Raw genomic sequence first — 26249 nt, forward strand, 5'->3', positions numbered from 1 at the left:
GTCAAGGTGATGATCGACGTGGTACCGATTCCCGCGGAACTCATCGAAGGCGACTATGAGAACGATCCGGGCTTCCGGATAAAATTCCAGGCCTGGCTCAATGAACGCTGGGCGCTCAAGGATGCCGCGATGATCAAGGCCAGTTGACCGAGCCTTCGACGACGAGCGTCGTGTCGCCGCCAATCCAGACCCGCGATGACGGGTCGACTTCGATCTCGATCACACCATCCCGGCCAATCTCGCGGCCCTGACTGACGCGGAAAGTCGAACCGATTTCGCCAAGTCTTTGCTGCGAATTCAGCAGGGCGGCGATGGCGGCATTGGCACTGCCGGTAACCGGATCCTCGGGGATTCCATCGGCCGGGCAGAACGCGCGCACGACCAGTCGATAATCTGCTGACTCGCTGCAGGCAAAGATCGCAAGGCCGACCGCCGAACCGGCCATGCAAAGATCCGCGATCAATGAAAGTGGCGGCTGAAAGCGACGTACCGATTCCTCGTCGGGCAGTTCCGCGACCAACCATTCCGGCCCGTTGTTGACGTGTCGACAGGAACCGCTGTCGAAGCGTTCGGTTTGCGCAAAAATCGCCGGAATCCTCGGACGCAGCTTTGCCGCCAGCTCGCGGATCGAGGCTTGCGGCGTGCAGATGCGGGTTTGCATGCGTGCCTGATCCTGGGTGACGACGACATCGAGCAGGCCGGCGGCGCACTCCTGGATCAATCGACCCTGCTTTGCTCGGACGATACCGGCTTCAACCGCGACCCAGGCAGCGCCGACGCTGGGATGCCCGGCAAACGGCAATTCCTGGCGTGGCGTGAAAATGCGTACCCGGTAGTCTGCCTGTGCTTGTGTGGATGGCAGCAGAAAGCTTGTTTCGGAGAGATTGGTCCAGTTTGCGAAGCGCTGCATGGCGGCGCCATCGAGATCGTCGGCATCAAGTACCACGGCCAGAGGGTTGCCGAACCCGGCCCGAGCGGTGAATACATCGACTTGCATGAAGCGTCGCCTGCTCATCGTGACTGATTCCATGGGAAAGACCCGAATCATGCCGGTATCGAGCGGGGAAGCCGAGTCCTGCTAGAATTCGCGCCCGGCCAGGAGGCTCCTGACAGCGTCCGGCCAGACGATTCTCAACCCACATCGTTGCAGGTATCCCCATGGGCAGAGGCCCCAGTATCGAAGGTCGCAAAAACGCGGAAGACGCGAAGCGCGGCAAGATTTTCACCAAACTCATTCGCGAGATCACGGTTGCCGCGCGCAATGGTGGCGATCCGGCGACCAATGCGCGCCTGCGCATCGGGATCGAAAAAGCGTTGTCCGCCAACATGACCAAGGACACGATCGAGCGCGCGGTCAAACGCGGCTCGGGTGCCGACGGTGCCGACAACATGGAGGAATTGCGCTACGAGGGTTACGGCCCAGGCGGTGTGGCCCTGATCATTGATGCGATGACCGACAACTCGGTTCGCACGGTGGCCGATGTGCGTCACGCCCTGTCCAAGCATGGTGGCAACCTCGGTACCACGGGTTCAGTGGCCTTCCAGTTTTCGCGAGTCGGCGAACTCGTGTTCGACACACCATCTCCGGAAGCAGAGGAAAAAATTCTCGAAGCTGCCCTGGAAGCCGGGGCCGATGACGTTGTCAATGGCGCAGGTCAGAGCACGGTTCTGTGCGCGCCGGAGAGTTTTGAAGCGGTCAAGGCGGCAATGCTTGCGGCCGGTTTCGAGCCAATCAGTGATGCCGTGGTCATGCGTCCCGAAAACCGCGTTGCGGTCGACCCTGAGGTAGCAGAGACTTTCGAAGCACTGCTCGATTGGCTCGACGAGCTCGATGACGTTCAGGAGGTCTACCACAACGCCTCGCTGCCTCAATCCACATGACAACTCCTCCCGCAGACAGACGCACGAGCAAACTCTTTCGAGGGCGTTGCATGAAGCAATTTTCCGTTCTGGTGTTGGCGGTGTTGCTCACCGCCCTGGCCGGATGTGCGCCGCCTGCCGTGCGCGATTCGACGGTTGCACAACCGCTCAAGATCGCCAGTTGGAATCTGGAGCATCTGGCGGAAAGCGATGGCCTCGGGTGTCGTCCGCGCAGCGAGGCCGATTACGCGATCCTGCGCCGCTACGCTGATCAGCTCGATGCGGATGTGATTGCGTTTGAGGAAGTCGAGAACGCAGCCGCCGCTGCACGCGTTTTTGTGCCGGATCGCTACACCATTGTCATGTCGCAGCGGCCATCCAGCGGTCGCCATGGGTTCTGCGGCCGGGATGCCACTGATGGACCGACCATCCGCGATCAAAAGGTTGGCTTTGCGGTGCGCAAGGGTGTTCCGTTCACGCGCAATCCCGACTTGAGCGAGCTTGCGATTGGCAATCCGGATCTGCGTTGGGGTGTCGATATCACCGTCAACGGCGTAAAGCCGTTGCGATTGCTTGCCTTGCATCTGAAGAGTGGATGTTCTGCCGGGGATGAGAAAACACCTTGTCCGGTTCTTTTCGATCAGATACCCGCACTGCAAAGCTGGATTGCCGCGCGCCATGCCCAGGGTATGCCGTTTGCAATACTCGGTGACTGGAACCGCCGTCTGGCGCTTGCCGACGACGTCGTATGGAAACGCCTCAACACAAGCGTGGCCTTGTTTGATGCGGCCGAAGGCAGGGGCGCAACCTGCATCAAGCGCTATCCGGACTTCATCGATCACATCGTGCTGGATTCCAGGGCGGCATCACGCCGAGTCCCTGGATCATTCGTCGAGTTTACCTATGGGGTCCCGGAGGATCAGCATCCTTCCGATCATTGCCCGATTACCTTGACGCTTGATTGATTCGGGATTCGGGATTCGGGATTCGGGATTCGGGATTCGGGATTCGGGATTCGGGATTCGGGATTCGGGATTCGGGATTGGCGGGATGCAAGGTGTCCGTTGATCCCGCCTGAGTTCAGCGCTTCAACAGATCCTTGAGGCCGGCAAAGGGATTGCTCGTCGCATCGGCTGTCTTGTCCTCGGCTGAAGTGGCGCTGCCGCCGGTGTGATCGATATAGCGTGAATGCTCGTTGTCGTGGCAGTACACGCAGAGCAGTTCCCAATTGCTGCCGTCCGGCGGATTGAAATCGTGATCGTGATTGCGATGGTGCACGGTCAGCTCCTGCAGGTTGGCGCGGGTAAACTCGCGCGCGCAACGACCACAGACCCATGGGTACATCTTGAGCGCACGCTCACGGTATCCGGCTTCACGTTGGGCCGTATTGCGTCGCGCCTCGGCAACGATTCGATCGAGCTTGTTGATGTCCATTGGCAACCCCGAATTGATGGGCGAATGGTCGCAGAGAAGCGTGCCGCAAGCCATCCCCGCGTTGCCTCGCCGGTGGGCAACGACCAGCGCGAAGATCGATCTCGATTTCGTCGAAGCTGAACCCGATCAGATGACGATTGCCAGCAAATCGGCATGTCACATTCGCTCAAGACCATAGCCTCGCCACGACGCAGCGCCCATAATCGGCGCACTATTCGACGGCTTCGAGGTGTTGTGTTGAATGCAGTTGCTTTGCTGAGCGACAGGATGTGGCGTGCCTTTTTTGCTTTGGCAATCCTGCTTGCCAGTGTTTCCTCACTGGCGGCTGCCCAAGCTGACGCCGGATCAGTCACGCGCATCAGCGCAGACGAGATTCGAGCGCGTATCGATGCCTTGCAGTCGCGGACAGATGTAGTCGCTTCCGACAAACAACTGACGCTTGAGAATCTGCAACTGGCTCTGGCTCGGCTGCAGAGTGCAGAAAGTGCGCGCAAGCTCGCCGCCGAGTATGCGCAATCACTCAAGCAGGCGCCGGAGAAGATCGCGAAACTGCAAGCCAAGCTGGAGCAACCTCACGATCCAGCGGCAGAACAGAATCAGGTCACGCCATTGACGATGAGTCCGGCCGCGGCGCAATTGCAGATGGCAGCCTTGCAGATCCGCCTGGTGTCATTGCGCGGCCAGCGGCGCGAACTGGAGGAGTCGTTGAAGTCGATGGCTTCGCGCAAGATCGAAACGCGACAGGAGCTGGCTGATCTCCGCTCGCAACTGGAAAAGAGCGCAGAGGCCGTTCCTTCTGATGCTTCCCAGATGCTGGTCGACTCGAGTCAGATCAAGGACGATGCGGTACGTCAGGATCTTTCCGCGCGGATCGAAAGAGACGAGCAGGAGATTCTGAGTCTGCCCACACGCTCAGCCATTGCCAGCGCGCAATTGAGCGTGCTCGGCCGCGAGCTGGATCAGGCTCAAGTCGATATCTCGATGCTGGGGCGGCGCATGGACGCACGAGAGCAGGAGGATTTGCATGAAAAGCTTGATCGCGGCAGAAAACTCGTTGCCGACCTGATCGACAAGCCGGAGCCCTTTCAGGCACTGGCCAGACAGACAGAAGCTTTGCGCGAAAAGATGTTCAGCATCGCCAATGAAGTGCGCAAATTGTGGTCGACGAAAGATCGCTTGCACGGCCAGCTCGAAGAAGTTTCCAGCTTGCGCAAAGACACCGAACAAATCCTCGCGTTTGGGCGGGTGGGCGAAGAATATGGCCGGTTGCTGCGCGGTATCGGCAACAAGCTTTCGTCGGAGGCGACGCTCAGCCGTCGGATTTCCAAGCGTCAGGAAACCATTGTTGACGGACGCGTCGCGCGCTTCGGCGTCGAACAGAAACTGGCTGCCGCCGATACCGGGCCCACCGCTGTCAATCGCCTGATCGAGGAGCTCGGAGATACGGCGGGCGCGGATTCGCGCGCATTGGCCGAGTCGCTGCTCAAGGGCCGTCGCGAGGCGCTTAAGGATTTGATCGAGATACGGGGCCGCCAGGTCGAAGCACTTGATGAACTCAATCAACTCGAAACCGAATTGCGTGAGCGCAGCGCACAACTGCGTCTGATGCTCGATCAGCGCTTGCTGTGGTTGCCGAGCGCTGCACCGGTCAACAGCCAGTGGGGAGCGCAGATCCTGACCGGACTGGCACAACTTGGCGCGCCGGAGAATCTCGCCACGATGCTACCCGCCGTGCGTGAATCGCTGGCGGCAAAACCCATTTTCCACGGGGCTATCGCGGCAGTGATTGTGCTCTTGCTGGGAATGCGCAGGCGCATGCTTGGCAAACTCGATCAGCTGGCAAAGCCCATCGGTACGCGGATGGATCGATTCTCACTGACGCTTTCTGCATTGTTCGTGACCATCCTGCTGGCGTTGCCTGTTGCCCTGGTGTTCGAGCTTCTTTCCCGGCTGCTCTTCGTGCCGGCCAGCCCGAGTTCGCTGCCCAGTGCATTCAGCCGGGGATTCTTCAATGTCGGCGTCGTGCTCCTTGTCCTTGGTCTGTTCCGCAACATGTGCCGACAGCGCGGGTTGTTCGCAAGTCATTTTCAGTGGGATGCGCGAGCGGTTCAGCGGCTTGGCCTTGCCTTGTGGCGATTGAGTCTCACTCTGGCACCCGCCGTGTGGCTGATTGGAGTCGCACGCGCCAGCGAAGAGCCGATCTATGCCGAGGGCATCGGCCGGCTCGGCTTGTTGATCAGTTCGGTCGCGCTGGCGATCTTTTCTCATCGCATGTTCAGTCCTCGTCGAGGGACTTTGACGAAAAGTCTTGAGCCACAAGGTTTGCTTTGGCGTACGCGATTCATCTGGCATGCGGTGCTGGTTCTGACGCCCCTGCTTCTGGCTGGCATCGCGATGGCTGGCTACAGCGTCAGTGCCAGTGAGTTGCAGGGACGCATGATCACCTCGGCCTGGGTGTTGTTGTTGGTCATCATCATGTTTCAGATCGCCATGCGTGGCGTGCTGGTGGCCGGGCGTCGTACGGCCTACAAGCAGGCCGCGGCCCGTCGTGCCAGGGAGCGAGAGGAAGAACGCGAGCGCGCGGACGAGGAAAACATCGGTGAAGGTGCGCCGGTTATCCATGAAGAGTCGGAAATCGACGTGGTGACGGTCAGCCAGCAGACGCGCGGCATTCTGCGCGCAGCGAGTCTGGTCCTGTTGGTCATGGTGTTGTGGAAGATTTGGGGCGGACTAGTTCCGGCACTCGGAATTTTCAACGATGTGGTGCTCTGGTCTAGCGTCACAGCGACTTCGGCGGGGCAGGTTGTAACTGCGGTTACGCTGGGACATATCCTGCTCGGTGTGCTCTTGCTGGTCTTGACCATCATCGCGGCGCGCAATCTCCCGGGCTTTCTTGAGGTCGTTGTGCTGCATCGATTCAATATCGACGCCGGTACACGCTATGCGTATGTGACGATTACCCGTTACGTGATTCTCGCCTTCGGCCTGGTGTTTGCCTTCAGTTTCATCGGCGCCGACTGGTCGAAGTTGCAATGGATCGTTGCTGCTCTTGGCGTGGGTCTTGGTTTCGGCTTGCAGGAGGTCGTTGCCAATTTCGTCTCCGGCATCATCATCCTGTTCGAGCGTCCGGTGCGGGTGGGTGACCTGATCACGATCGACGACACCGTCGGCACGGTGACCCGCATCAAGATTCGCGCAATCACGATCACCGATCCGGACAACTTTGAAGTGGTCGTGCCAAACAAGGCGTTTATCACCAAATCGGTCAAAAACTGGTCGCTGACCAATCCGATCACGCGGCTCGTGGTCAAGGTCGGCATCGCCTATTCCAGCGATGTCGCACAAGCGCAGCAGATCATGCTCGATATCGCAAAAGCCAACGAGCAAGTGCTCGAAACACCTTCACCCGTCGTGCTTTTTCTCGGCTTCGGTGAGAGTTCGCTCAATCTTGAGTTGCGCGTGTTTGCAGGCAGCATCGATCATCGCTTGTCGACCCTGCACAATCTCCATGTGGCGATTTTCAATGCCTTCAACGAAGCCGGTATCGAGATTCCTTTCCCGCAACGCGATGTGCACGTTCATGGGTTGCTTGCGCGGAATTCGGGCGATGGAGATGCCGATGATGATTCAAGCTCATCACCCTTGCTTCCGACGACGGGCTAGCGCCCGGCCCATTGCGACGTCATCACTTTTGAGGAGATCCGCATGTACCGATTGTTTGCTAGTGCTCTGATCGCTGCTTTGCTGCTGGTTCCCGCTTTCGCCCAGGCGGAAAAGCCGGAGGTCGAGTTCATCAACTCGGCCAAGGCCGTGACCGCCGGTTATCCGTTCTCGCAGGCGGTCCGAGTCGATCACACCTTGTATCTTTCCGGCCAGATCGGAACGGATTCGAAAACCGGAAAACTGGTCGAAGGCGGAATCGAAACGGAATCCAGACAGGCCATGCAGAACATCAAGGACCTGCTCGGTGGGCATGGTCATTCAATGGCCGATCTCGTCAAATGCACGGTCATGCTCGCCGATATCAAGGACTGGCCGGCATTCAACAAGGTTTATCGCAGCTTCTTTGATGGTCGCTATCCGGCCCGCAGTGCATTTGCCGGGAGCGGACTGGCGCTGGGCGCGCGGGTTGAAGTTGAATGCATCGCGGTAGTCGATTGAATCCATTGCCGACGGCCTGAGCGAAGACCGGGGCTGCCTCACCGTGGGTTGAGCGACGATGTCAATTCAAGGTGGATTGAAAGCCGTTCAAAGCGCGCCGCCCGGTTCCACATTCTTGAAACTGCGCGGAGTCAATGTCCGGGTCAGGCGAAACACGCCTTCGCGCACCACCCGAGTCAGCCGGATGTCGATGATCGTTGTCTCGTTGGGTGGGATCATGGGCAACAAATCCCGTACCGAGGCATGCAACTCGGCAGCCCAGTATTCGACGAAGGCCGCATCATCGCGCGGCTGGATACGCAGGCCGTAGGGCTGGCGTGGAATCAGGGCAGGGCGAGCGACTTTCCCGGGCTTCAAACCGGGAATCTCGGCGCATCCGGCCAATGCCGCATGGTTGAGGAAAAAAGTCAGATTTCCGGATCGTTTGTTGAACTGGCGATCGGTCAGAAAATTTTCCGGCAACTGGTTCGGATCGTTGTTCGGTCCCGCGGTTAGCAGAACCTTCACATCGGGTGTTCCAATCCCCTGTGAATCGATCAGTCGGAAAATCACCATCGAGCGCGGATCGTGGATGTACTCGCGATCGGGCAGCACCGGTACTTTTTCGACTTCGAGACGATTGCCGACATCCTGGCGCGCGGCATTCTCGGTCGCGAAGGCCTGACATAGCGACGCATAGGCATCGGCGTCGCTGATCTTCAGGCAGCGCAGGATGGCATCAACGCTGACATGGGCGATGTCATCGTTGTGCACGCTACGCATGATGCCTTTCGATTCACCGGAATGAGATGCGCCGGCGATGATCTTGAATGCGGTGGTAGCGGAACGTTTCGAAGAAACCTTGAGCAGGCTGCGCAGGCGCTTGCGTGCCGACGGCAAGGCCTCGCCCGGTTCGACAGCGGGTTGTTCGAGCACGATATGGGTTGCGTTGAGATTGGCCGCCGCCAGGCGGACAACGCCATCGGAGCCGATCTCGCCGGTGTACGGATTGACGAAGTCGTAAAGCTTTCGGTCGATCGTGTCGCCACTCAATACAAACTGGAAGAGCGGATTCGTACCACGTGTCAGCTTCAGTTTCGGGTAGTCGTCGATCCAGCGCAAATTCAATGCAGTGGCTTCGGGACTGCCGAGTTCGAGCCAGTCAAGCACGCCTTGTCCCGGCTCGACGCCATCGAACCAGCTCTTGATCGCGGCCAGGCGGGTCTTGCCGAGCTGTGCAAGAGCCGATCCAAAATTGGCCGGAGCAAGCATGATCAGATGGCTCATCGGGCATTCGGCGAGCAGCTTGGTTTGCACGAAATAGCGATCCAGCCAATCTCGAACGACCGGGCCGCCAGTCGAATGGGTAATGCAGACAAAGCGCCGATTCGCGCCGGCGTCTTTCAAGACCGCGCCGAGCGCCGCGTTGAAGGCGCGTGAAATATCCGCGATTCGCACTTCGTCGCGGAAGCTGACGTACTGGCCGAGGTAGATGTGCTGGACGTCGAGCTTTGGTCCGGCAGTCTTCGCAGCCTCTGCAATGAGCCGCGCAGGCAATTCGCCGTAAGTGTCGGTATTGGTGACACTCCAGCCGTGAACAAAAATAACCAGCAATGCAGGCATGATCAGACTCCTTGTCGAAAAATGCCGGCATTCCTGCATTCAAGCCACAAGCGATCCGGCCGCCGCGTGCATTGGAACGCCGCGTTGGTGTCATTGCAAGGTTTTATCAATGTGAGACAAGCTCAAGTGAACGCACGGACCTGATCGGTGCAGATCATCATGCGCTGGCGGCAGCCGCGCGAATCCGGGAACATGGCGTGATGATCCCCAAGGAACAACCATGACCACGACCCCCGATCTCTGCGACACGTTCCCGAACCAGATCAAGACCGCCGACCCGATCTTCCGCAGCTATGGCGGTCGCGATTTCTTCGGCGGCCAGATCGCGACCATCAAGTGTTTCGAGGACAACTCGAAGGTTAGGGAGGTGGTCAAAACGCCGGGGCACGGCAAAGTCCTCGTTGTCGATGGCGGCGGTTCGCTGAGACGCGCGCTTCTCGGTGACCAGCTCGCCCAGCAAGCGGTCAGCAACGGTTGGGAAGGAATTCTCATCAACGGCTGTCTGCGCGACGTGCAGATCATCGCCACCCTCGATATTGGTGTGCAGGCCCTCGCCAGCCATCCAATGAAAACCGAAAAACGCGGCCTTGGCGATATCGATCAACCGGTCACGTTTGCGGGCCTGACATTCGAACCAGGTGCGTGGCTCTACGCCGATGCCAACGGCATCATCATCTCCGAACAAAGGCTTGTAGTCAGCTAGCCTTTACAGCGAAAGCGTGCGCCCACCATCGACCGGCACATTGATGCCGTTGACATAGCCTGCCGCGGGTGATGCCAGGAAGGCGATGACGCCGGCGATTTCGCTGGCTTCGGCGAAGCGGCGCAGGGGGACATTGGCGAGCATGCCTTCGGCGATTTTTTCTTCACTGTTGCCTGAGGCTTTGGCGCGGTCGGTGAGGATCTGCTTGAGGCGTTGGGTGCGTGTATAGCCGGGCAGGACGTTGTTGACCGTGATGCCGTGCGGGCCGAGTTCGCCGGCGAGCGTTTTCGACCAGCTGGCAACGGCACCGCGGATTGAATTGGAGACGCCTAGGTTGCGAATCGGTTCCTTTACTGAGGTCGAGATCACATTGACGATGCGACCATAACCGCTGCCCTGCATGCCCGGAAGAATGGCTTGAAGAATGGTTTGTGCGGCGATCAGGTGCTGGTTGAATGCAGTCAGGAATTCTTCGGCCGATGCCGAGTTGGCTGGGCCCCCGGGTGGGCCACCGGTGTTGTTGATGAAGATGTTGATGGCGCCGTTGTTGGCGACCGCCTCAAGCTTCGCACGGAGTTCGGCGTGATTGCGCATGTCGACCGCGACGTAGCCATGTTTCTGCGCGCTGTTGATGCGCGGCAGTTCGGCGACGACTTTTTCCAGCGATTCGGCCGAACGGGCGAGGACAGTGACATCGGCACCTAGCGTGGCGAGCTCATGTGCAGTCGCACGACCAATGCCCTGGGAGGCGCCACAGACGAGGGCATGTTTGCCGAGGAGTTGGAGATTCATGGGTTTGCCCTTGCTGGTTGATTGTCCGACTTCGTCATTAGCTCCAAATCTCCGCGCTTCGCCTGGAGTTCAACTCACTCGGTCCGGGCAGAAGTGAGCGGCTTTTTGCTACTGAATGCGCGCGAGCTTCTGCACCATCATCGAGAGCAGTTCTTCTTCATCTTCGGCTCGAGGCGGTTCGACGGATTCGAGATCAAATCCCATGATCGCTGCATCCTCTTCGTCGAGGCCGTCAAAAGCGCGGAACTCAGCGTCGAGCAAGGCCATGCGTGCGTGTTGCTCGTCATCGTAGCGAGGGCGTTCACCGCTGCAATCGAAGATTTCGGCGATGCCGGAATCGAGCATGTTCAAGCGCGCCCACACCAGGGTGTCGCCAACGATGGCGACCCACCACTGACCATCGTTCTCGAATTCAACTTCGATGTCGATTTCGTCACTCATATGCCTCTACCACCGATTGCTGCGGAGATGATCGCCGAGATACCACCAATCAGGATCGCCCAGGAGCCAATGAAGCCGAGACGCGCAAGACCGGTCAGGGATTTATCCTTCAGCGACCGGTAACGTCGAGCCAGAAACCAGCCAAACGCGCGCGGCGTAAACATGAAGCCGCCAAGGCGGGCACGCTCTTCAGCATGATGATCGCGCAGATGGACGGTGACCATCACCCAGGTCATCAGGTAGGTGGTCAAGCCGGCGACAAAAGCACCGAGACCGAGCAGCAACAGAAATTCGCGGGCTAGTGACATCAGAATTCCGCGTGGCCGGGAACGCGTGGGTAGGGGATTGCATCACGGATGTTGGACAGCCCGCAGACGTACACAACGAGACGCTCGAAGCCGAGCCCGAAACCGGCATGGGGCACGCTGCCATAGCGTCGGAAATCGCGATACCAGTTGTAGTGGGCAGGATCGAGACCGAACTGCTGCATGCGCGTGTCGAGTACGTCGAGACGTTCCTCACGCTGGGCTCCGCCGATAATCTCGCCGATACCGGGGGCGAGGACGTCCATGGCGGCGACGGTGCGGCCATCATCGTTGAGGCGCATGTAGAACGCCTTGATCTTTTCCGGATAGTTGACCACGACGACCGGTCGGCCGACATGTTCCTCGACCAGGTAGCGTTCGTGCTCGGTTTGCAGATCAATACCCCATTCGACCGGGAACTCGAATTTCTTGCCGGATTTCTTGAGGATCTCGACCGCGTTGGTGTAATCGATCTTCTCGAACGGTGCGTTGATGAAGGCTTCAAGTCGGGACACAGCGGTCTTCTCGACGCGTTCGGCAAAGAACGCCATGTCGTCCGGGCGCTCGTCAAGCACGGCCTTGAAGACGAATTTGAGCAGTTCCTCGGCGACGCGAGCGTGTTCATCGAGATCGGCGAACGCGATCTCGGGTTCGATCATCCAGAATTCGGCGAGATGGCGGGCGGTGTTCGAGTTTTCGGCGCGAAAGGTCGGGCCGAACGTGTAAACCTTGCTCAAGGCCAGGCAGTAACCCTCGACATTGAGCTGGCCGGACACGGTCAGAAACGCATCCTTGCCAAAGAAATCCTTGCGCGTATCGATCGTACCCTTGTCCGTGCGCGGCAGGTTCATCAGATCGAGCGTGGATACGCGGAACATCTGGCCAGCGCCCTCGGCATCGGAGGTGGTGATGATCGGCGTATTCACCCAGCAATAGCCGTTCTGGTCGAAATAGCGATGGATCGCCGATGCGAGCGTATGCCGAACGCGGGAGATCGCGCCAAACAGGTTGGTGCGTGGGCGCAGATGAGCGACTTCGCGCAGAAACTCCAGTGAGTGCGGTTTGGGCTGGATTGGGTAGGTTTCCGGATCCTCGACCCAGCCGACGACTTCGACGGCGCTGGCCTGCAACTCGAAACCTTGTCCCTTGCCCTGTGAAGCGACCAGTTCGCCGGTTGCGATGACCGAGCAGCCCGCGGAAAGGTGCTGCACTTCATCGGCATAGTTGGCCAGCGAATCGGGTGCGACCACCTGGATCGAAGCAAAGCACGAGCCATCACTGACATTGATGAATGACAAGCCGGCCTTGGAATCACGACGGGTTCGCACCCAGCCGCGCACGCTGACACGGGTGCCGGCGGAAAGGGTGCCACTCAAGGCCTGTTTGACGCTGACGACAGACATGCTTTAGATCGCTCCGGAGGATCGTGGTCGGGGATCCGCCGGGCGGATCGCTGGAAGCCGGACATAATAGCTGATAGCCGTGGATTCAGGCGCATGTCGGGTCGACAACTCTTCCGGCTCGTCATCACCGTGAATGCCGGAATCCATTGTTGCGCCGATGCGGCAAGGTCAAGGAATACGATCAGCCCTTCGGCTGTTGAGAAGCGCTTCCGGCATTCGCCGAGATGACGGCCAATCAGTACGCGACTTGTAGGCAGCATGCTGTGCAGGGGAAATGTGGTTACAAGCAAGGTGCCAGCAGAGGGTGCAGCCGGCCAGTACCCTTGAATCCTGATCCACAGCCAAGATGTGAGAGAACACAGCGGTGTTAGACTCCTCCGCACACCAGCTACGAGGCGATATGTCCGAACCGATGACCATCCAGCTTTCCGCCGCCGCTCTCGAGCGCATGCACCGTTTCCTTGCCCAGGATCCTGCGGCGATTGGTGTGCGTTTCGGAATCAAGCGTACCGGCTGCTCGGGCTATGCCTATACCGTCGATCTGGCCCGTGACGTGGCCGAGAACGACAGTGTGTTCGATCACGATGGTATCCGCGTGCTGGTTGATGCGAAGGCGCTGCCATTCGTCGAGGGCACCGAAATCGATTTCAAGCGCCAGGGGCTTAACGCGGCGTTTGTCTTTCGCAACCCGAATGCAACCGGCGAATGTGGTTGTGGCGAAAGCTTTACCGTGGACGTGAAGGCCTGATTGCATCGCGGCCCATTCGACCGGCCTGGTTGGATCTCTCCAGTGTCGATTGAGATGGCTTGCGGCGATGCTCCGACGGCCCCGTTGATTTTTCGGATTTCGCAACCACGTATCCGATCCATCCAAAGCGAGGTACCGAAATGCTTACATTGAACGTGCGTGGATTGCCGCGCGAAACGACTGAAGCTTCCTTGAATGAGATGTTCGAGAAGTTTGGTCGGGTGCACAAGCTGAAGATGGCGATGGACCCGTTCAAGAACGAATGCAAGGGTTTCGCCGAGCTGGCCATGGAAGGGCATGAGGCACGCGCTGCAATCGCCGGCCTTGATGGCAGCTTTCAGGAAGGCGGCACCTTGCGCGTCGGACTCGCCAGCGCGCGCCCGGCACGTGGCGGACGGCGCTGATACTCGTCCTCTGATTCCGGAATCCGTGAATGCGATTTCCCGATCTGCGCATCGGCGTAGTGATCAGCCTGATGACGGCGCTGGCGGCATGTTCGCGAACGCCGGCACCGCCCCCAGTCGCTGCGGATCAGGCTGAGGTCTCTCCAGCGCCAACCTCCAGTGCCAGGGTCTCATCGACTGCCTTCCTGCGCGGCTATTACGAGGCGAGGGAAGGGGGTTTGTTCACTGCCTGCGGCGAAACTTCGCGTCGCCAGGTCACCTCGATTGATGAAGCGACAGCGGCTGCGCTGGCCAAGGCCAACGCAAACCTCGATCGTCCACGATTTCTCATGGCCGAAGGCAATCTTTCCGGCAAGGCAGATGTCGAAATCGGGCGATTCAATCTGATTTCCGGCGATGCCTGGACCTGTGACTCCCGAATCGATGATGTCGTACTTGCGGCGCGGGGTACGGATGTCTTGTGGAGCCTTGAAGCGACGCCCGCGGCCATCTCCTTTGTACCCGCCCCGGGCAGAGCGCCCGAAGTTCATGGGTTTGCAGGCCTTGAAGCCAGTTCAGACGGACTGGCCCTGAGCGCAGCCGATACCGGGTTCAGTGCCAGTTTGCATGCCGGTTCGTGTATCGAAGCGATGACGGACACCACCTACGGTTGGTCAATTCGGGTGTTGGACAAAGGGCAAACCTTCGATGGCTGCGCATGGCGCGGGCTGGCCGCACCTTGAGGCATCCGCACGATTCATGAATGCTGACGACGTTGCCGATCATGATTTCAATTCGATCAGGGTACGCTCCGATGATGGCGCGGAAGCCGATCTCGACCTGATCTGCCCGACGACTGCAGCGCTTGGCGTGCTTTGGCTACCGGCATTGGGCGTCACTTCACGCCATTACCGCGCGTTCGCCCGGGCATTGGCCAGCGAAGGGTTCGCCGTCGCGCTGCTGGAGTGGCGTGGAGCAGGATCAAGCAGCCTGCGCGCCGCGCGTGACTGCAACTGGGGTTACCGGGAATTGCTCGAAGACGATATTCCGGCCAGCCTGGAGGCTGCACGCAAGGCACATCCACAGCTTCGCTGGGTCGTTGGCGGCCATAGTCTGGGCGCGCAACTCGGTGCCCTGTTCGCAGCCATGAGGCCAGATGCGCTTGAAGGGTTCGCCTTTGCCGCAAGCGGGTCCCCTTACTGGAGAACCTTTACCGGCAAGATGCGTTGGCTTCTGCGAAGCGTTCCATGGCTGGTTGCGGTAGCAACGGCGGTGTGCGGCTACTACCCGGGAAAACGTCTCGGTTTCGCCGGTCGTGAAGCCAGCCAACTGATGCGCGACTGGGCACGCAGTTCGAAAGCAGGGTGCTACGAGAGCTATTTCGAAGGCACCGATTCAGAGCGTGCGCTGGCGAAGTTCGGGAAACCTGTTCTTGGTATCCGGCTCAGCGATGATCGCTTGTGTCCGGAAGAGTCCTTCAACTGGCTGCTGAAAAAATTCCACGACGCGCCAGTCGAACGTGTTTTGCTAACACCCGAAAACTTCTCTTCTGCCGTCGCCGATCATTTCTCCTGGTTGAAAGACCCGCAACCTGTTGCCGAATGCTTGGCGAAGTGGTTGCGTGAGCTGCAATCACGCGATGCGAGCACATCCGCTCCAGCGCCAATGAATAGAACGGGATAGATCCAGGAGTCTGCATGCGCTTGTTCGATCCATTTCCCTTGCGCGATGCGACGATGCGCAATCGAATCGCGGTTTCACCGATGTGTGAATACTCGGCCATCGACGGCGTTCCCCAGCCCTGGCATCTGGTCCATCTCGGCAGCCGCGCGGTTGGTGGTGCGGGTCTGGTGCTGGCCGAAGCGACGGCGGTCGAGGCGCGCGGGCGCATTTCGCCGGCGGATACCGGAATCTGGAATGAAGAGCAGGCGCTGGCCTGGATGCCGATGATCGAATTCATGCGATCACAGGGTGCGGTGTCAGGTATCCAGTTGGCTCATGCCGGTCGCAAGGCGAGCACAGCGCCGCCGTGGGCCGAGAACACAAAAGTCGAAGTGGGTGAAGGCGGCTGGACGCCGGTTGCACCGTCTGCATTGGCCTATGCAGATGACTACCCGCAACCCGAAGCGCTGGATGAGGCGGGAATCGACGATGTCGTTGAAGCATTTCGTTTGGCAACGCGGCGATCGGTCGACTGTGGCTTTGGCCTCATCGAAATCCATGCAGCGCATGGCTATCTGCTGCATCAGTTCCTCTCGCCGCTGAGCAATCGTCGCAAAGATCAGTGGGGCGGATGTTTCGAGAACCGGATTCGCCTGACCCGCAAAGTTGTCGCGGCGGTGCGCTCGGTGATGCCGACAGGCATGCCCCTGCTGGTGCGGATATCGGCGACCGACTGGGTCGAGGATGGCTGGGATATCGAACAAAGCGTCGAGTTGTCGCGAATTCTCAAAGGCGAGGGCGTCGATTTGATCGATGTCTCCAGCGGCGGCCTGTCGCCCGAGCAATCAATCACGTTGGGGCCGGGCTATCAGGTGCCGTTCGCTGCGCGGATTCGGAGTGAAGCCGGAATTGCTACCGGCGCAGTCGGGTTGATTACCGAGCCAAAGCAGGCCGAAGCCATTATCGCCGCGGGAGAGGCCGACATGGTTCTGCTTGCGCGTGAGTTGTTGCGTGATCCGTATTGGCCGCGACGCGCAGCAAGGGAACTCGAGGTCGAGATCGAGGCGCCGAGGCAATATGCGCGAGCCTGGTGATCAAAGCGCTCAGGGCAACGCTGATCAAGTGGTGCAATCGTCACGACACCTGTCTGCGTGCAGATCGCGGCGCGCTGACGCAATCGTTCGAGTTTGATTCGGCGCGGGCTCGTCGTATGCTGGGGCTCGCACAATCGGGTTGGAGAACACCATGAATCAACCTGCCACTGAAAGCATCGCGGCAAAACGCTACGCGAGCTTCCGCGAGTTCTATCCGTTCTATCTTTCCGAGCATGCCAATCGCAGCTGCCGACGGATGCATTTCATCGGCACATCGCTGGTCATCGGCGTGGTCGTTGCCGCAATCGTGCAGCGCGATCTACGCTGGCTGCTGCTGGCACCGGTCGCAGGCTACGGATTTGCCTGGGTAGGTCATTTCGTCTTCGAGAAAAACCGCCCCGCGTCGTTCAAGCAGCCGCTTTACAGTTTTATCGGCGACTGGGCCATGTACTGGGACATCCTGCGTGGACGGATCAAGCTCTGACACGTTCGATCAGAATTGCGCATGAGCAATGACTCCGGCGTACGCCTCGACATCTGGCTGTGGGCGGCACGATTCTTCAAGACCCGCAGCCTCGCCAAGCAGGCCATCGAAGGCAGCAAAATCGAAGTCAACGAGGCTGCGGCCAAACCGGCCCGCGTGATCCATGTCGATGACCAGCTTCGCATCACGCGTGGCATTGAACGATTTTCGATTCGCGTCACCGCGATCAGCGCCGTGCGTGGACCGGCAAGCGTCGCCCAAACGCTGTACGAGGAGTCTGCCGAAAGCCTGGCGACGCGCGAAAGCGAGCGCGAAATGCGGCGCCTGACCGGGGCCGGATTCGATCACCCGCAGAAACGACCGGACAAGCACTCGCGCAGATTGTTGCGCGAGTTCAAGGAACGAAACAGCTGACAACTTGCGCTAACGTCGGCGACTTGTAGAGTCGTTGGCGTGATTGAATGCGATCAGCGCCGCACGCCCGGCTAATCGAGAATACCTCTGATTCGGATCAACTCGAGGGAGTGCAGATTGTGCGAGGCTTGGACTGCGCCAAGACGTGCGCGTGTCCGTTGTAGTCAGATTCAGATGGCCAACTCAAGAGAGCACCGGAAGAATCGCGCATGAATGTGACGCGACCTCCATCAATCGGCAATCTTCGTGGTCTCGACGCGGGCGAGGCTGCGCGGCGGCTGGCCGCGAATGGTCCGAACATGCTGCCCGGAAGCAGTCCCAAGTCCCTGCTCAAGATCGTTGCCGGTGTTCTGGTCGAACCGATGTTCCTCATGCTGCTGGTTGCCGGCGGCCTCTATCTGGCTCTTGGCGATACCGCCGAGGCGATTTTTTTGCTGACCTTCGTGTTTGTCGTCATCGGCATCACCCTGGCCCAGGAGCGCAAGACCCAGCGCGCGCTGGAATCGCTGCGCGACCTGTCGGCGCCACGCGCCCTGGTCATGCGCGATGGCGAGGAAGTGCGCATCCCGGGCCGCGATGTGGTGGTCGGTGATCTGCTTGTCCTGCATGAAGGCGATCGCATTGCGGCCGATGCGACGCTGATCGATGGCCAGCTTGATGCCAATGAGTCGCTGCTGACCGGCGAAGCGGTGCCGATGACCAAGTTGCCGGGAACCGGCGAAAACCGGTTGTTTGCGAGCACCCTGGTGACGCGCGGCATCGGCCTGGCGGAAGTCACCGCGACGGCGACAGCGACGGCGGTTGGCAAGATCGGCGAGGCGCTGGCGGCGACCGAGGAGCCGCCTTCGGGCTTGCAGCAGGCTTCGCGCCGGCTGGTGCGCAACCTGACCATCGGCGGCCTGACTCTGGCGACACTCTATTTCCTCATCAACTGGTTGTGGAATGCGCAAGGCCTGCTGGAAAGCCTGCTCGCCAGCATCGCTCTGACCATGGCCATCCTGCCCGAGGAAATTCCGGTCATCCTGACTGTGTTCCTCGCTATCGGTGCGTGGCGGATCTCGCAACGCAAGGTGCTGACACGACGCGTGCCGGCGGTCGAGGCACTCGGTGCAATTTCGGTGCTGGCAGTGGACAAGACCGGCACCCTGACCGAAAACCGCATGCAGGTCGCCGAGTTGCATCTGGAGGACGCGACCTTCGTCCACGAGGGCGCTGACGAGCTCGTCGAGACGTTCCATGAGGTGGTTGAGTTCGCCATGCTGGCGACACCGGCTGATCCCTTCGATCCGATGGAGAAGGCGATCCAGAAGTTCGGCCTGCACTGGCTGACCGGTACCGAGCATGTGCACGCGGAATGGTCGCCCGATTTCGAGTACGGATTGTCGCCCGACATTCTGGCGATGACGCGGGTGTTCCCGATCGGCGCGAGTTCGCAGCACATGCTGGCAACCAAGGGCGCTCCCGAAGCGGTGGTCGATCTGTGTCATCTGGACAGTGCCCGCGCACAAGGCATCCTCGATCAGGCCGAGAGCATGGCCGCGCGCGGCCTGCGCGTGCTCGGTGTCGCGCGTGGACGCTGGCAGGGCAAGACGCCACCGCGCAGCCAGCATGATTTTGATTTCCAGTTTCTCGGCCTGCTTGGCTTTGTCGATCCGCCGCGACCGGATGTGCCGGCAGCGATCGCCGAATGTCGCGCTGCCGGCATCCGCATCATCATGCTGACCGGCGATCATCCGGCGACGGCCATGGCCATCGCCGACGAGGTCGGTCTCAGCGAGCGGCCGGACGTCATCACCGGTGCCGAGATCGATACCCTCGATGATCAAACCCTGCGCGAACGTCTGCGCCATGTCGATGTCTGCGCGCGTTTGCAACCGGTGCAGAAATTGCGCCTCGTGCGCCTGCTGCGCGAGGATGGCGAGGTGGTTGCGATGACCGGTGACGGGGTCAACGATGCGCCGGCGCTGAAGGCCGCCGATGTCGGCATCGCCATGGGCAAGCGCGGCACCGATGTCGCCCGCGAATCGGCGGCGCTGGTCCTGCTTGATGACAGTTTTGCCAGCATTGTCGCGGCGATCCGCCAGGGCCGGCGGATTTACGACAACATCACCAAAGCGACCCGTTTCGTTTTCGCCGTGCACATGCCGATCATCGCGCTGACCCTGATTCCGTCGCTGCTGCACTGGCCAGTCATTCTGATGCCCGTGCATATCGTGCTGCTGGAACTGCTGATCGATCCGGCCTGCTCGATCGTATTCGAGGCCGAGCCGGAAGCCGAGGACATCATGCAGCGCCCGCCTCGTGCGTTGATCTCATCGCCGTTCGCCGCCGGCAATATCGGCATCGCTGTCATCCAGGGCATCGGCGCGGCGATTCTCCTGCTGATCGGCTACGGCGGCATGCTCGGTCTCGGCATTGATGCCTCGCAAAGCCGCACAACGATCTTCATCGCGCTCGTTCTCGGGCTGTTCGCCCTGATCCTGGCCAATCGCCATCCGGATCATTCCCTGCTGGCACACAGCGCATTGCGAAATCGCTGGCTGCGACCGATGTTCATCGGCATCGTGCTGGTGCTGACCCTGGCCATCGGCGTGCCCTATCTGCGTGATGTCATGGGCCTGGCTTTGCCTGCGTGGACCAGTCTGGGCGGTGCGGCGATCCTGCTGGTGGTGACTTTTTTCTGGCTGGAGGGGCTGCGTTTGGCGCTGCGCCTGTTTGGTCGTTCGCCGTTGTCATCCGTTTCCAGAGAGGCTCCATGAGCCGCTAGTTTGCAAGAGCCTGACTTCGCAAAATGCAATGGCTAGCGATGCCGGCGATGGTCAGCCAAACCCCGCTGCGCAAAATCATTGCAAACAAGGTGCGTTGCTCCCAGCTGCCACCCGATCCGATGTGAAAGAGGAAAATGGAAAATATCAGCAAGGTCGCTGCGCAAATGGCGATAGCCAGGCGTGCCGCCCAGCGTTGCCGCCACCAGAGACCTGCGCCGGCGACAACATAGGCGAAGCCGGCGAGGAAGTTGAACCAGAGTACAAACGGCACGTAGTGACCGGCGGCAGCACGCGCTGCATCGCCACCGAACAACACTGTGCCGCCTTCCTTGACCGTAAGCAGACCGAAGGCGATGGCGAGGATGGAGATCGCCATGATCCAGACATCACGGCGGGTTCGTTGCGTGTTCATGCGTGTCGATTCAATCGTGGGTCAGCGGCTTGTCGGTGAACAAATAATCCTTCAACTCTTTCGAGAATGTGGGATCACGTCGACGAATCCATTCGAGCAGCATCGATGCATGCTCTTTCTCCTCATCGCGGTTGTGCTCAAGGATTTTCTTCAGGGTTTCATCACCACAGGCATCGCAGCGCTGGTTGTACCAGTCGACGGCTTCAAGCTCTTCCATCAACGAGACGATGGCCCGGTGCATGTCGCGGGTTTCCTGCGACAGGGTTTCAAAAGGTTCGTGGTAGCCGACGCTGGACATGGGTGTTTCTCCTTTGGAGGGGTGAAGGTTTCGCGACTGTTACCTTAAGGCAACGCTGATCAAGTGGCGCAATCGTCACGACGCCTGTCTGCGTGCAGATCGCGGCGCGCTGGCGCAGATGCACTGGCCGTGCTTCAAGCCAGCGCAACAAGGAGCTGCGCGCAGACAGGTGTCGCCTAACCGATTGTTTTTGTTCAAACAGGTGGCATCCAGAAGGTCCGCCAGCCGCACCGCGCGGCTCGTCAAGGCAACCAGCCTTCACTTCGCCACGCAGCACGACCGGCGAACCTTCTGAATGCCATGACGGTTGGGCCACTTGATCAGCGTTGCCTTGAGTATTTGATCGTGACGCCAGATTTCCACCACTGGCACCACGCCTCCGATGACGAAGCCATCGATCGCAACTACGCCGCACACTTCGCATTCATCGACTATCTGTTTGGCACGGCGGTCAAGGCTGATCGCAAGTTGCCGAATCAGTATGGCGTGGTCGGTGATTACATGCCGGATGGCTTCGTCGCCCAGCAGATGTTTCCGTTCCGGGCCCGAGCGGATCCCTGAGGCCGACCAGGGTTAAGGCAACGCTGAACAAGTGGCGCAATCGTCACGGCACCTGTCTGCGTGCCCTGGACTGCGGCAGAAGGTATCGAGGGGGTCGGCATAGGCCGATGCTTGCGGGTAGAGTTGCATTCTCATCCCAGAAGATGGCGCGGACGATGCAAATCAACGGCTTGTTCCCGGTTCCGTTCGGACACGATCACCATCCCGATGCTGCGCGCCTGAATGCCGCATTGCGCACATTGTTCCTTGCGCGCGAGAGTGAAGGGCGACGCCACGCCAATCCTGGCCCGATCACGCTGCGCAACGAACAGGTCTTCGAAAGTCATTTCCAGCTGTTTTCCTGGCCCGAGCGCGAGATTGTCGAACTGCGCGAATTCTGCCTGTCGCGAGTCGCCCGTATCGCCGGCGAGCTGAATGGCTACGATGTCAATCAACTCGCGCGCCTTGATATCAAGACCGACGCCTGGTTTCACGTCACTCGTCGCGGTGGTTTCTTCGGCGTACACAACCATCCGCTGGCGAGCTGGTCCGGTGTCTATTGCGTAAGTGCCGGCCAGAATGACGCCAATCAGCCCGACAGCGGCCTGCTCAACTTCATCCACCCGCATATCGGCCAATCCATGTATCTCGATGCCGGCAACGAGCGCTTCAAGGAACCCTTCGGCATCCAGAACTTCGGCCTGTCGCTGCAACCTGGCCAACTCGTTCTGTTCCCATCGTGGCTATTGCACCAGGTGCTGCCTTTCTACGGCGAAGGCGAGCGCATCTCGGTCGCGTTCAATTGCTCGATGAGCCTGGGTTGAGGCTAGTTGTGCCGAATACCGAAAGGCCTCGCCCCTGAAGCGGCTCCTACAGGGTAGCGGGAAGTCGCTTTTGCTTGACCCCATTCCCGACTCCCCACTCCCAAATCCCCGTTTCTGGCTTGATCCCGTTCCCGACTCCCCACTCCCGACTCCCTTTGCAAGGGCGCTGCCTGCTAAAATCCCGGGTTTGCCGGAATCCCTGCCGGCCACGTTCTGGCGCGCCGTTTGCCGCCATTGAGGTTCATCGCATGTCCGTCCCCGCCAGCGCGCTTTCGCCAGCCATCGATACCGAGTACACACTCGATCATAAATACACGCGCCGCGAAGGCCGCATCTACCTTTCCGGTGTGCAGGCCCTGGTGCGCCTGCCGCTGATGCAGCAGATGCGCGATCGCGCCGCCAACCTGAATACGGCGGGCTTCATATCCGGCTATCGCGGCTCGCCGCTGGGCGGTTTCGACCTTGAGCTGTGGAAGGCCAAGCAGCACCTGAAATCTTCCAATATCGAGTTCATCCCGGGTCTCAACGAAGACCTTGGCGCGACCATGGTCTGGGGTACCCAGCAGACCAATCTGTTCGAAGGCGCCAAGTACGACGGCGTGTTTTCGATGTGGTACGGCAAGGGTCCCGGTGTTGATCGCTGCGGCGACGTGTTCAAGCACGGCAACGCCGCCGGCACCTCGAAGTTTGGTGGCGTTCTCGCCCTGGCCGCAGATGACCATGCCTGTCGCTCCTCGACCCTGCCGCACGGTTCGGAGCTCGAATTCGTATCGGCGATGATGCCGATCCTGAATCCGGCCGGGGTCCAGGACATTCTCGACATGGGCATGCTCGGCTGGGCCATGTCGCGCTTCACCGGGCGCTGGGTCGGCTTCAAGACCATTGCCGAAACGGTCGAATCCTCGGCCTCGGTCAACGTCAATCCGCACCAGCTCGACATCCTCATGCCCGAGGATTTCATCCTGCCCGAAGGCGGCTTGAATATCCGCTGGCCGGATCCGCCGCTGAATCAGGAAATGCGCCTGCACCAGTACGCCGTGCAGGCGGCGACGGCATTTGCGCGCGTCAATCGCATCGACCGCATCGTGCTCGATTCGCCAAAGGCACGTCTCGGCATCGTCACCACCGGCAAGAGCTACCTCGATGTGCTGCAGGCGCTTGAATACCTCGGCATCGACGCGAAGGACGCGCGCGAGATCGGCATCCGCGTGTACAAGATCGGCATGACCTGGCCGCTCGAACCGATCGGCATCCGCGAATTCGCCGATGGCCTCGAAGATGTCATCGTGGTCGAGGAAAAGCGTTCCTTCATCGAATCGCAGATGAAGGAATACATGTACAACTGGACAACGCGTCCGAGCGTGGTCGGCAAGTACGACGAGGAAGGCAACTGGGTGCTGCCCTCGACCAACGAACTGACCCCGGCGATGATCGCGCTGGTCATCGCCAAGCGCCTGTCGCGCTTTTTCTCCAGCGAGGCGATCCGCTCGCGCGTGGCCTGGATCCAGGCCAAGGAGCAGGAACTGACCCTGCCGCGGGCGAATTTCCCGCGTGCCGCGCACTACTGTTCGGGTTGCCCGCACAACACCTCGACCGCGGTGCCGGAAGGCTCGCGTGCGCACGGCGGCATCGGTTGCCACTACATGGTCACCTGGATGGACCGCAGCACCGACACGTTCTCGCACATGGGTGGCGAAGGCGCGACCTGGTGCGGTCAGGCTCCTTTCACTGAAACGAAACATATTTTCCAGAACCTCGGCGACGGCACCTATTTCCACTCCGGTTCACTGGCGATCCGCCAGGCAATCGCGGCCAAGGTCAACATCACCTACAAGATCCTCTACAACGACGCGGTCGCGATGACCGGCGGCCAGCCGGTCGACGGCACCCTGACCGTGCCCGACATCGCCCATCAGATGCGTGCCGAAGGCGTGCAGGCGATTGTCGTCGTCTCCGATGACATCGAGAAATGGTCGCGCCCGGAAATCTTCCCGGCCGGCGTCGAGTTCGTTCATCGCGACGAACTGGATGCCTTGCAGAAGCGCATGCGCGAGATCCCCGGCACCTCTGTACTGATCTATGACCAGACCTGCGCCACCGAGAAGCGTCGTCGGCGCAAGCGCGGCAAGCTCGAAGATCCGAAGAAGCGCGTGTTTATCAACACCCTGGCCTGCGAAGGTTGCGGTGATTGCGGCGAAAAATCCTTTTGCGTGTCGGTACTGCCGAAGGCGACCGAATACGGACGCAAGCGCGAGATCGATCAATCCGGTTGCAACAAGGATTACTCCTGCGTGAAGGGCTTCTGCCCGAGCTTCGTCACCGTCCACGGCGGTGGCCTGAAAAAGACCAAAAAGGCCGCGTCGGGTGAAGTCGATTTCGGCAGCCTGCCGATGCCGACATTTGCCGCGGACTTCGAGCGTCCGTGGAATATCCTCGTCACCGGCATCGGTGGTACCGGCGTGGTCACCATTGGCGCACTGATCGGCATGGCCGCGCATCTTGAGGGCAAGGGCAGCACCGTGCTCGATCAGACCGGTCTGGCCCAGAAGGGCGGCGCGGTCACCTGCCATCTGCGTATTGCCAAGGATCCGACTGACATTCACGCCGTGCGCATTGCCGCCGGTGAAGCGGATCTCGTGCTCGGTTGCGACATGGTCGTGGTCAACGATTACTGGGCACTGTCGAAGATTCGCGCCAGGCGCTCGAATGTTGTCCTCAATACCTACGAGGCGATGCCGGGCACGTTCACGATGAAGCCGGACCTGCAGTTCCCGGCGCAGAAGATCATCGATGCCGTGCGCACCGCACTCGAAGGCGACGAACCCGAATTGATCGACGCCACCCAGCTCGGTACCGCCCTGCTCGGCGACACCATTGCAGCCAATCTGTTCATGCTCGGCTACGCCTGGCAGAAGGGCTGGGTGCCGGTCAGCCATGAGTCGCTGATGCGCGCGATCGAACTCAATGGCGCGGCGATCGAAATGAACAAGACCGCGTTCAACTGGGGTCGCATGGGTGCGCATGATGTCGCGGTCGTGCGCAAGGCCGCCGGCGTCGGTGCCGCCAAGCTGCCGTCCGGCGCGATACCTCTCAACGTGCCGATGCATCCGGCCAAGCTCGCGCAAAAGGACGATGCAATTTCCACGCCGCAGGGTGCCGAAGCACTCGACGATCTGACCCTCAGCACATCGCTCGACGAACAGATCGCACGTCGCGTCGAATTCCTCACCGGCTACCAGAACGCCGACTACGCGGCGAAGTACAAGGCTCTGGTCGACAAGGTGCGCGGCGTCGAACAACAGAAGACGCCCGCGTTCACCAGCCTGACCCAAGCCGTCGCCCGCTACGCGTTCAAACTGATGGCCTACAAGGATGAGTACGAAGTCGCGCGCCTCTACACCAGCGGCGATTTCGAAAAGAAGATCCGCGAAACCTTTGAAGGCGATTACAAGATCCACTTCCATCTCGCTCCGCCGCTGCTGGCGAAAAAGGATGCCGACGGTCATCTGCGCAAGTCCGAATACGGCCCCTGGGTGTTCAAGGCGTTCCGCGTGCTGGCCAAGCTCAAGGGTCTGCGCGGCGGCGCGCTGGATATCTTCGGCTACACCGCCGAGCGCAAGATGGAGCGTCAGTTGATCGTCGACTACTTCAAGCAAGTCGACGAACTGCTGGCCGGACTCGATGGCGAGAATCATGCGCTCGCGGTCGACATTGCCTCGGTGCCCGAACACATCCGCGGCTACGGTCACATCAAGGAGCGTTTCCACGCCGAGGCGATGAAGCGTCAGGACGATCTGCTCCATGCATGGCGCAATCCATTGCTTGGCCGCAGCGCGGCATAGACACCCGGAATAGGCCGTTTTACCTATTCAGGGCAACCCACACGCACTTTGATGGCCCAAGCGGCCATCTCGCGTAATT

General features: G+C 60.0%; 26 protein-coding genes. 17 read left to right on the top strand and 9 right to left on the bottom strand.

Annotation, left to right across the window (positions count from 1 at the left end; translation table 11 throughout):
* Positions 1-133 precede the first annotated feature (133 nt).
* Positions 134-1015, bottom strand: coding sequence for a PhzF family phenazine biosynthesis protein (locus tag VFN25_RS12510; protein WP_325142385.1), 882 nt, complete (start codon positions 1013-1015; stop codon positions 134-136).
* Between the two features lie 143 nt (positions 1016-1158).
* On the opposite strand from VFN25_RS12510, the gene VFN25_RS12515 reads away from it, so the two are divergent.
* Positions 1159-1881 (top strand): YebC/PmpR family DNA-binding transcriptional regulator, encoded by a 723-nt coding sequence (locus VFN25_RS12515; protein ID WP_325142387.1) that lies wholly within the window; start codon positions 1159-1161, stop codon positions 1879-1881.
* 50 nt (positions 1882-1931) lie between these two features.
* Positions 1932-2825: an endonuclease/exonuclease/phosphatase family protein gene (locus tag VFN25_RS12520; RefSeq protein ID WP_325142389.1), complete on the top strand. Its 894-nt coding sequence runs from the start codon at positions 1932-1934 to the stop codon at positions 2823-2825.
* A 115-nt stretch (positions 2826-2940) separates the two neighbouring features.
* Here the strand turns inward: VFN25_RS12520 and VFN25_RS12525 are convergent, their stop codons facing one another.
* Entirely contained in the window at positions 2941-3294 is a 354-nt protein-coding gene (locus VFN25_RS12525; RefSeq protein WP_325142391.1) for a YajD family HNH nuclease, read from the bottom strand.
* A gap of 267 nt (positions 3295-3561) precedes the next feature.
* Here VFN25_RS12525 and VFN25_RS12530 point away from each other — a divergent pair, with 267 nt between their 5' ends.
* Both VFN25_RS12530 and VFN25_RS12535 read left to right on the top strand, forming a co-directional pair.
* Complete coding sequence (locus tag VFN25_RS12530; RefSeq protein ID WP_325142393.1) at positions 3562-6957, top strand: mechanosensitive ion channel domain-containing protein; 3396 nt, start codon at positions 3562-3564, stop codon at positions 6955-6957.
* A gap of 42 nt (positions 6958-6999) precedes the next feature.
* On the top strand, positions 7000-7455 hold the full coding sequence (locus tag VFN25_RS12535) for a Rid family detoxifying hydrolase (RefSeq protein WP_325142394.1): 456 nt from the start codon (positions 7000-7002) through the stop codon (positions 7453-7455).
* An 87-nt stretch (positions 7456-7542) separates the two neighbouring features.
* Here VFN25_RS12535 and VFN25_RS12540 read toward each other — a convergent pair whose 3' ends face one another.
* Positions 7543-9057, bottom strand: coding sequence for a phospholipase (locus VFN25_RS12540; RefSeq protein WP_325142396.1), 1515 nt, complete (start codon positions 9055-9057; stop codon positions 7543-7545).
* An 11-nt stretch (positions 9058-9068) separates the two neighbouring features.
* On the opposite strand from VFN25_RS12540, the gene VFN25_RS12545 reads away from it, so the two are divergent.
* A complete protein-coding gene (locus tag VFN25_RS12545) occupies positions 9069-9281 on the top strand; it encodes a hypothetical protein (RefSeq protein ID WP_325142398.1) in 213 nt (70 codons plus the stop codon).
* Complete coding sequence (rraA, locus tag VFN25_RS12550) at positions 9278-9760, top strand: ribonuclease E activity regulator RraA (RefSeq protein ID WP_325142400.1); 483 nt, start codon at positions 9278-9280, stop codon at positions 9758-9760. The genes VFN25_RS12545 and rraA overlap by 4 nt, the downstream gene beginning before the upstream one ends.
* 3 nt (positions 9761-9763) lie before the next feature.
* Here the strand turns inward: rraA and VFN25_RS12555 are convergent, their stop codons facing one another.
* From VFN25_RS12555 to asnS, 4 genes are all read right to left on the bottom strand, one after another.
* Positions 9764-10552 carry an SDR family oxidoreductase gene (locus VFN25_RS12555; protein ID WP_325142403.1) on the bottom strand — a complete coding sequence of 263 codons (789 nt, stop codon included), beginning with the start codon at positions 10550-10552 and terminating at the stop codon, positions 9764-9766.
* A gap of 108 nt (positions 10553-10660) precedes the next feature.
* Positions 10661-10993, bottom strand: coding sequence for a hypothetical protein (locus VFN25_RS12560; protein WP_325142406.1), 333 nt, complete (start codon positions 10991-10993; stop codon positions 10661-10663).
* On the bottom strand, positions 10990-11301 hold the full coding sequence (locus VFN25_RS12565) for a hypothetical protein (RefSeq protein ID WP_325142407.1): 312 nt from the start codon (positions 11299-11301) through the stop codon (positions 10990-10992). Before VFN25_RS12565 ends, VFN25_RS12560 begins: the two co-directional genes overlap by 4 nt.
* Complete coding sequence (gene asnS / locus VFN25_RS12570; RefSeq protein ID WP_325142409.1) at positions 11301-12701, bottom strand: asparagine--tRNA ligase; 1401 nt, start codon at positions 12699-12701, stop codon at positions 11301-11303. Before asnS ends, VFN25_RS12565 begins: the two co-directional genes overlap by 1 nt.
* Positions 12702-13113: 412 nt before the next feature.
* On the opposite strand from asnS, the gene VFN25_RS12575 reads away from it, so the two are divergent.
* From VFN25_RS12575 to VFN25_RS12610, 8 genes are all read left to right on the top strand, one after another.
* Positions 13114-13449 (top strand): iron-sulfur cluster assembly accessory protein, encoded by a 336-nt coding sequence (locus tag VFN25_RS12575; protein WP_325142470.1) that lies wholly within the window; start codon positions 13114-13116, stop codon positions 13447-13449.
* A gap of 140 nt (positions 13450-13589) precedes the next feature.
* Positions 13590-13853 (top strand): RNA-binding protein, encoded by a 264-nt coding sequence (locus VFN25_RS12580; protein ID WP_325142411.1) that lies wholly within the window; start codon positions 13590-13592, stop codon positions 13851-13853.
* A 29-nt stretch (positions 13854-13882) separates the two neighbouring features.
* On the top strand, positions 13883-14575 hold the full coding sequence (locus VFN25_RS12585; protein ID WP_325142413.1) for a hypothetical protein: 693 nt from the start codon (positions 13883-13885) through the stop codon (positions 14573-14575).
* Positions 14576-14591: 16 nt separating this feature from the next.
* The gene (locus VFN25_RS12590; RefSeq protein ID WP_325142415.1) at positions 14592-15515 is read left to right on the top strand and encodes an alpha/beta fold hydrolase; all 924 of its coding nucleotides are present in this window, start codon (positions 14592-14594) and stop codon (positions 15513-15515) included.
* A 14-nt stretch (positions 15516-15529) separates the two neighbouring features.
* On the top strand, positions 15530-16588 hold the full coding sequence (locus VFN25_RS12595) for an NADH:flavin oxidoreductase/NADH oxidase (protein WP_325142418.1): 1059 nt from the start codon (positions 15530-15532) through the stop codon (positions 16586-16588).
* A 151-nt stretch (positions 16589-16739) separates the two neighbouring features.
* Positions 16740-17072 carry a DUF962 domain-containing protein gene (locus VFN25_RS12600; protein ID WP_325142420.1) on the top strand — a complete coding sequence of 111 codons (333 nt, stop codon included), beginning with the start codon at positions 16740-16742 and terminating at the stop codon, positions 17070-17072.
* Positions 17073-17093: 21 nt separating this feature from the next.
* On the top strand, positions 17094-17486 hold the full coding sequence (locus VFN25_RS12605) for an RNA-binding S4 domain-containing protein (protein ID WP_325142422.1): 393 nt from the start codon (positions 17094-17096) through the stop codon (positions 17484-17486).
* A 209-nt stretch (positions 17487-17695) separates the two neighbouring features.
* Positions 17696-20245: a cation-translocating P-type ATPase gene (locus VFN25_RS12610; RefSeq protein ID WP_325142424.1), complete on the top strand. Its 2550-nt coding sequence runs from the start codon at positions 17696-17698 to the stop codon at positions 20243-20245.
* A gap of 4 nt (positions 20246-20249) precedes the next feature.
* Here the strand turns inward: VFN25_RS12610 and VFN25_RS12615 are convergent, their stop codons facing one another.
* Both VFN25_RS12615 and VFN25_RS12620 read right to left on the bottom strand, forming a co-directional pair.
* The gene (locus VFN25_RS12615) at positions 20250-20666 is read right to left on the bottom strand and encodes a hypothetical protein (protein ID WP_325142426.1); all 417 of its coding nucleotides are present in this window, start codon (positions 20664-20666) and stop codon (positions 20250-20252) included.
* Positions 20667-20676: 10 nt separating this feature from the next.
* Entirely contained in the window at positions 20677-20964 is a 288-nt protein-coding gene (locus tag VFN25_RS12620; RefSeq protein WP_325142428.1) for a ferritin-like domain-containing protein, read from the bottom strand.
* A 300-nt stretch (positions 20965-21264) separates the two neighbouring features.
* Between VFN25_RS12620 and VFN25_RS12625 the strand changes: the two genes are divergently transcribed.
* From VFN25_RS12625 to VFN25_RS12635, 3 genes are all read left to right on the top strand, one after another.
* Positions 21265-21525 (top strand): sterol desaturase family protein, encoded by a 261-nt coding sequence (locus VFN25_RS12625; RefSeq protein ID WP_325142430.1) that lies wholly within the window; start codon positions 21265-21267, stop codon positions 21523-21525.
* Positions 21526-21680: 155 nt separating this feature from the next.
* Positions 21681-22328: a putative 2OG-Fe(II) oxygenase gene (locus tag VFN25_RS12630; RefSeq protein ID WP_325142432.1), complete on the top strand. Its 648-nt coding sequence runs from the start codon at positions 21681-21683 to the stop codon at positions 22326-22328.
* Between the two features lie 248 nt (positions 22329-22576).
* Positions 22577-26170, top strand: coding sequence for an indolepyruvate ferredoxin oxidoreductase family protein (locus VFN25_RS12635; RefSeq protein WP_325142434.1), 3594 nt, complete (start codon positions 22577-22579; stop codon positions 26168-26170).
* Positions 26171-26249: the final 79 nt, after the last annotated feature.

It is taken from the genome of Dokdonella sp., from assembly GCF_035703485.1.
In the GTDB taxonomy this organism is placed as follows: Bacteria; Pseudomonadota; Gammaproteobacteria; order Xanthomonadales; family Rhodanobacteraceae; genus Dokdonella.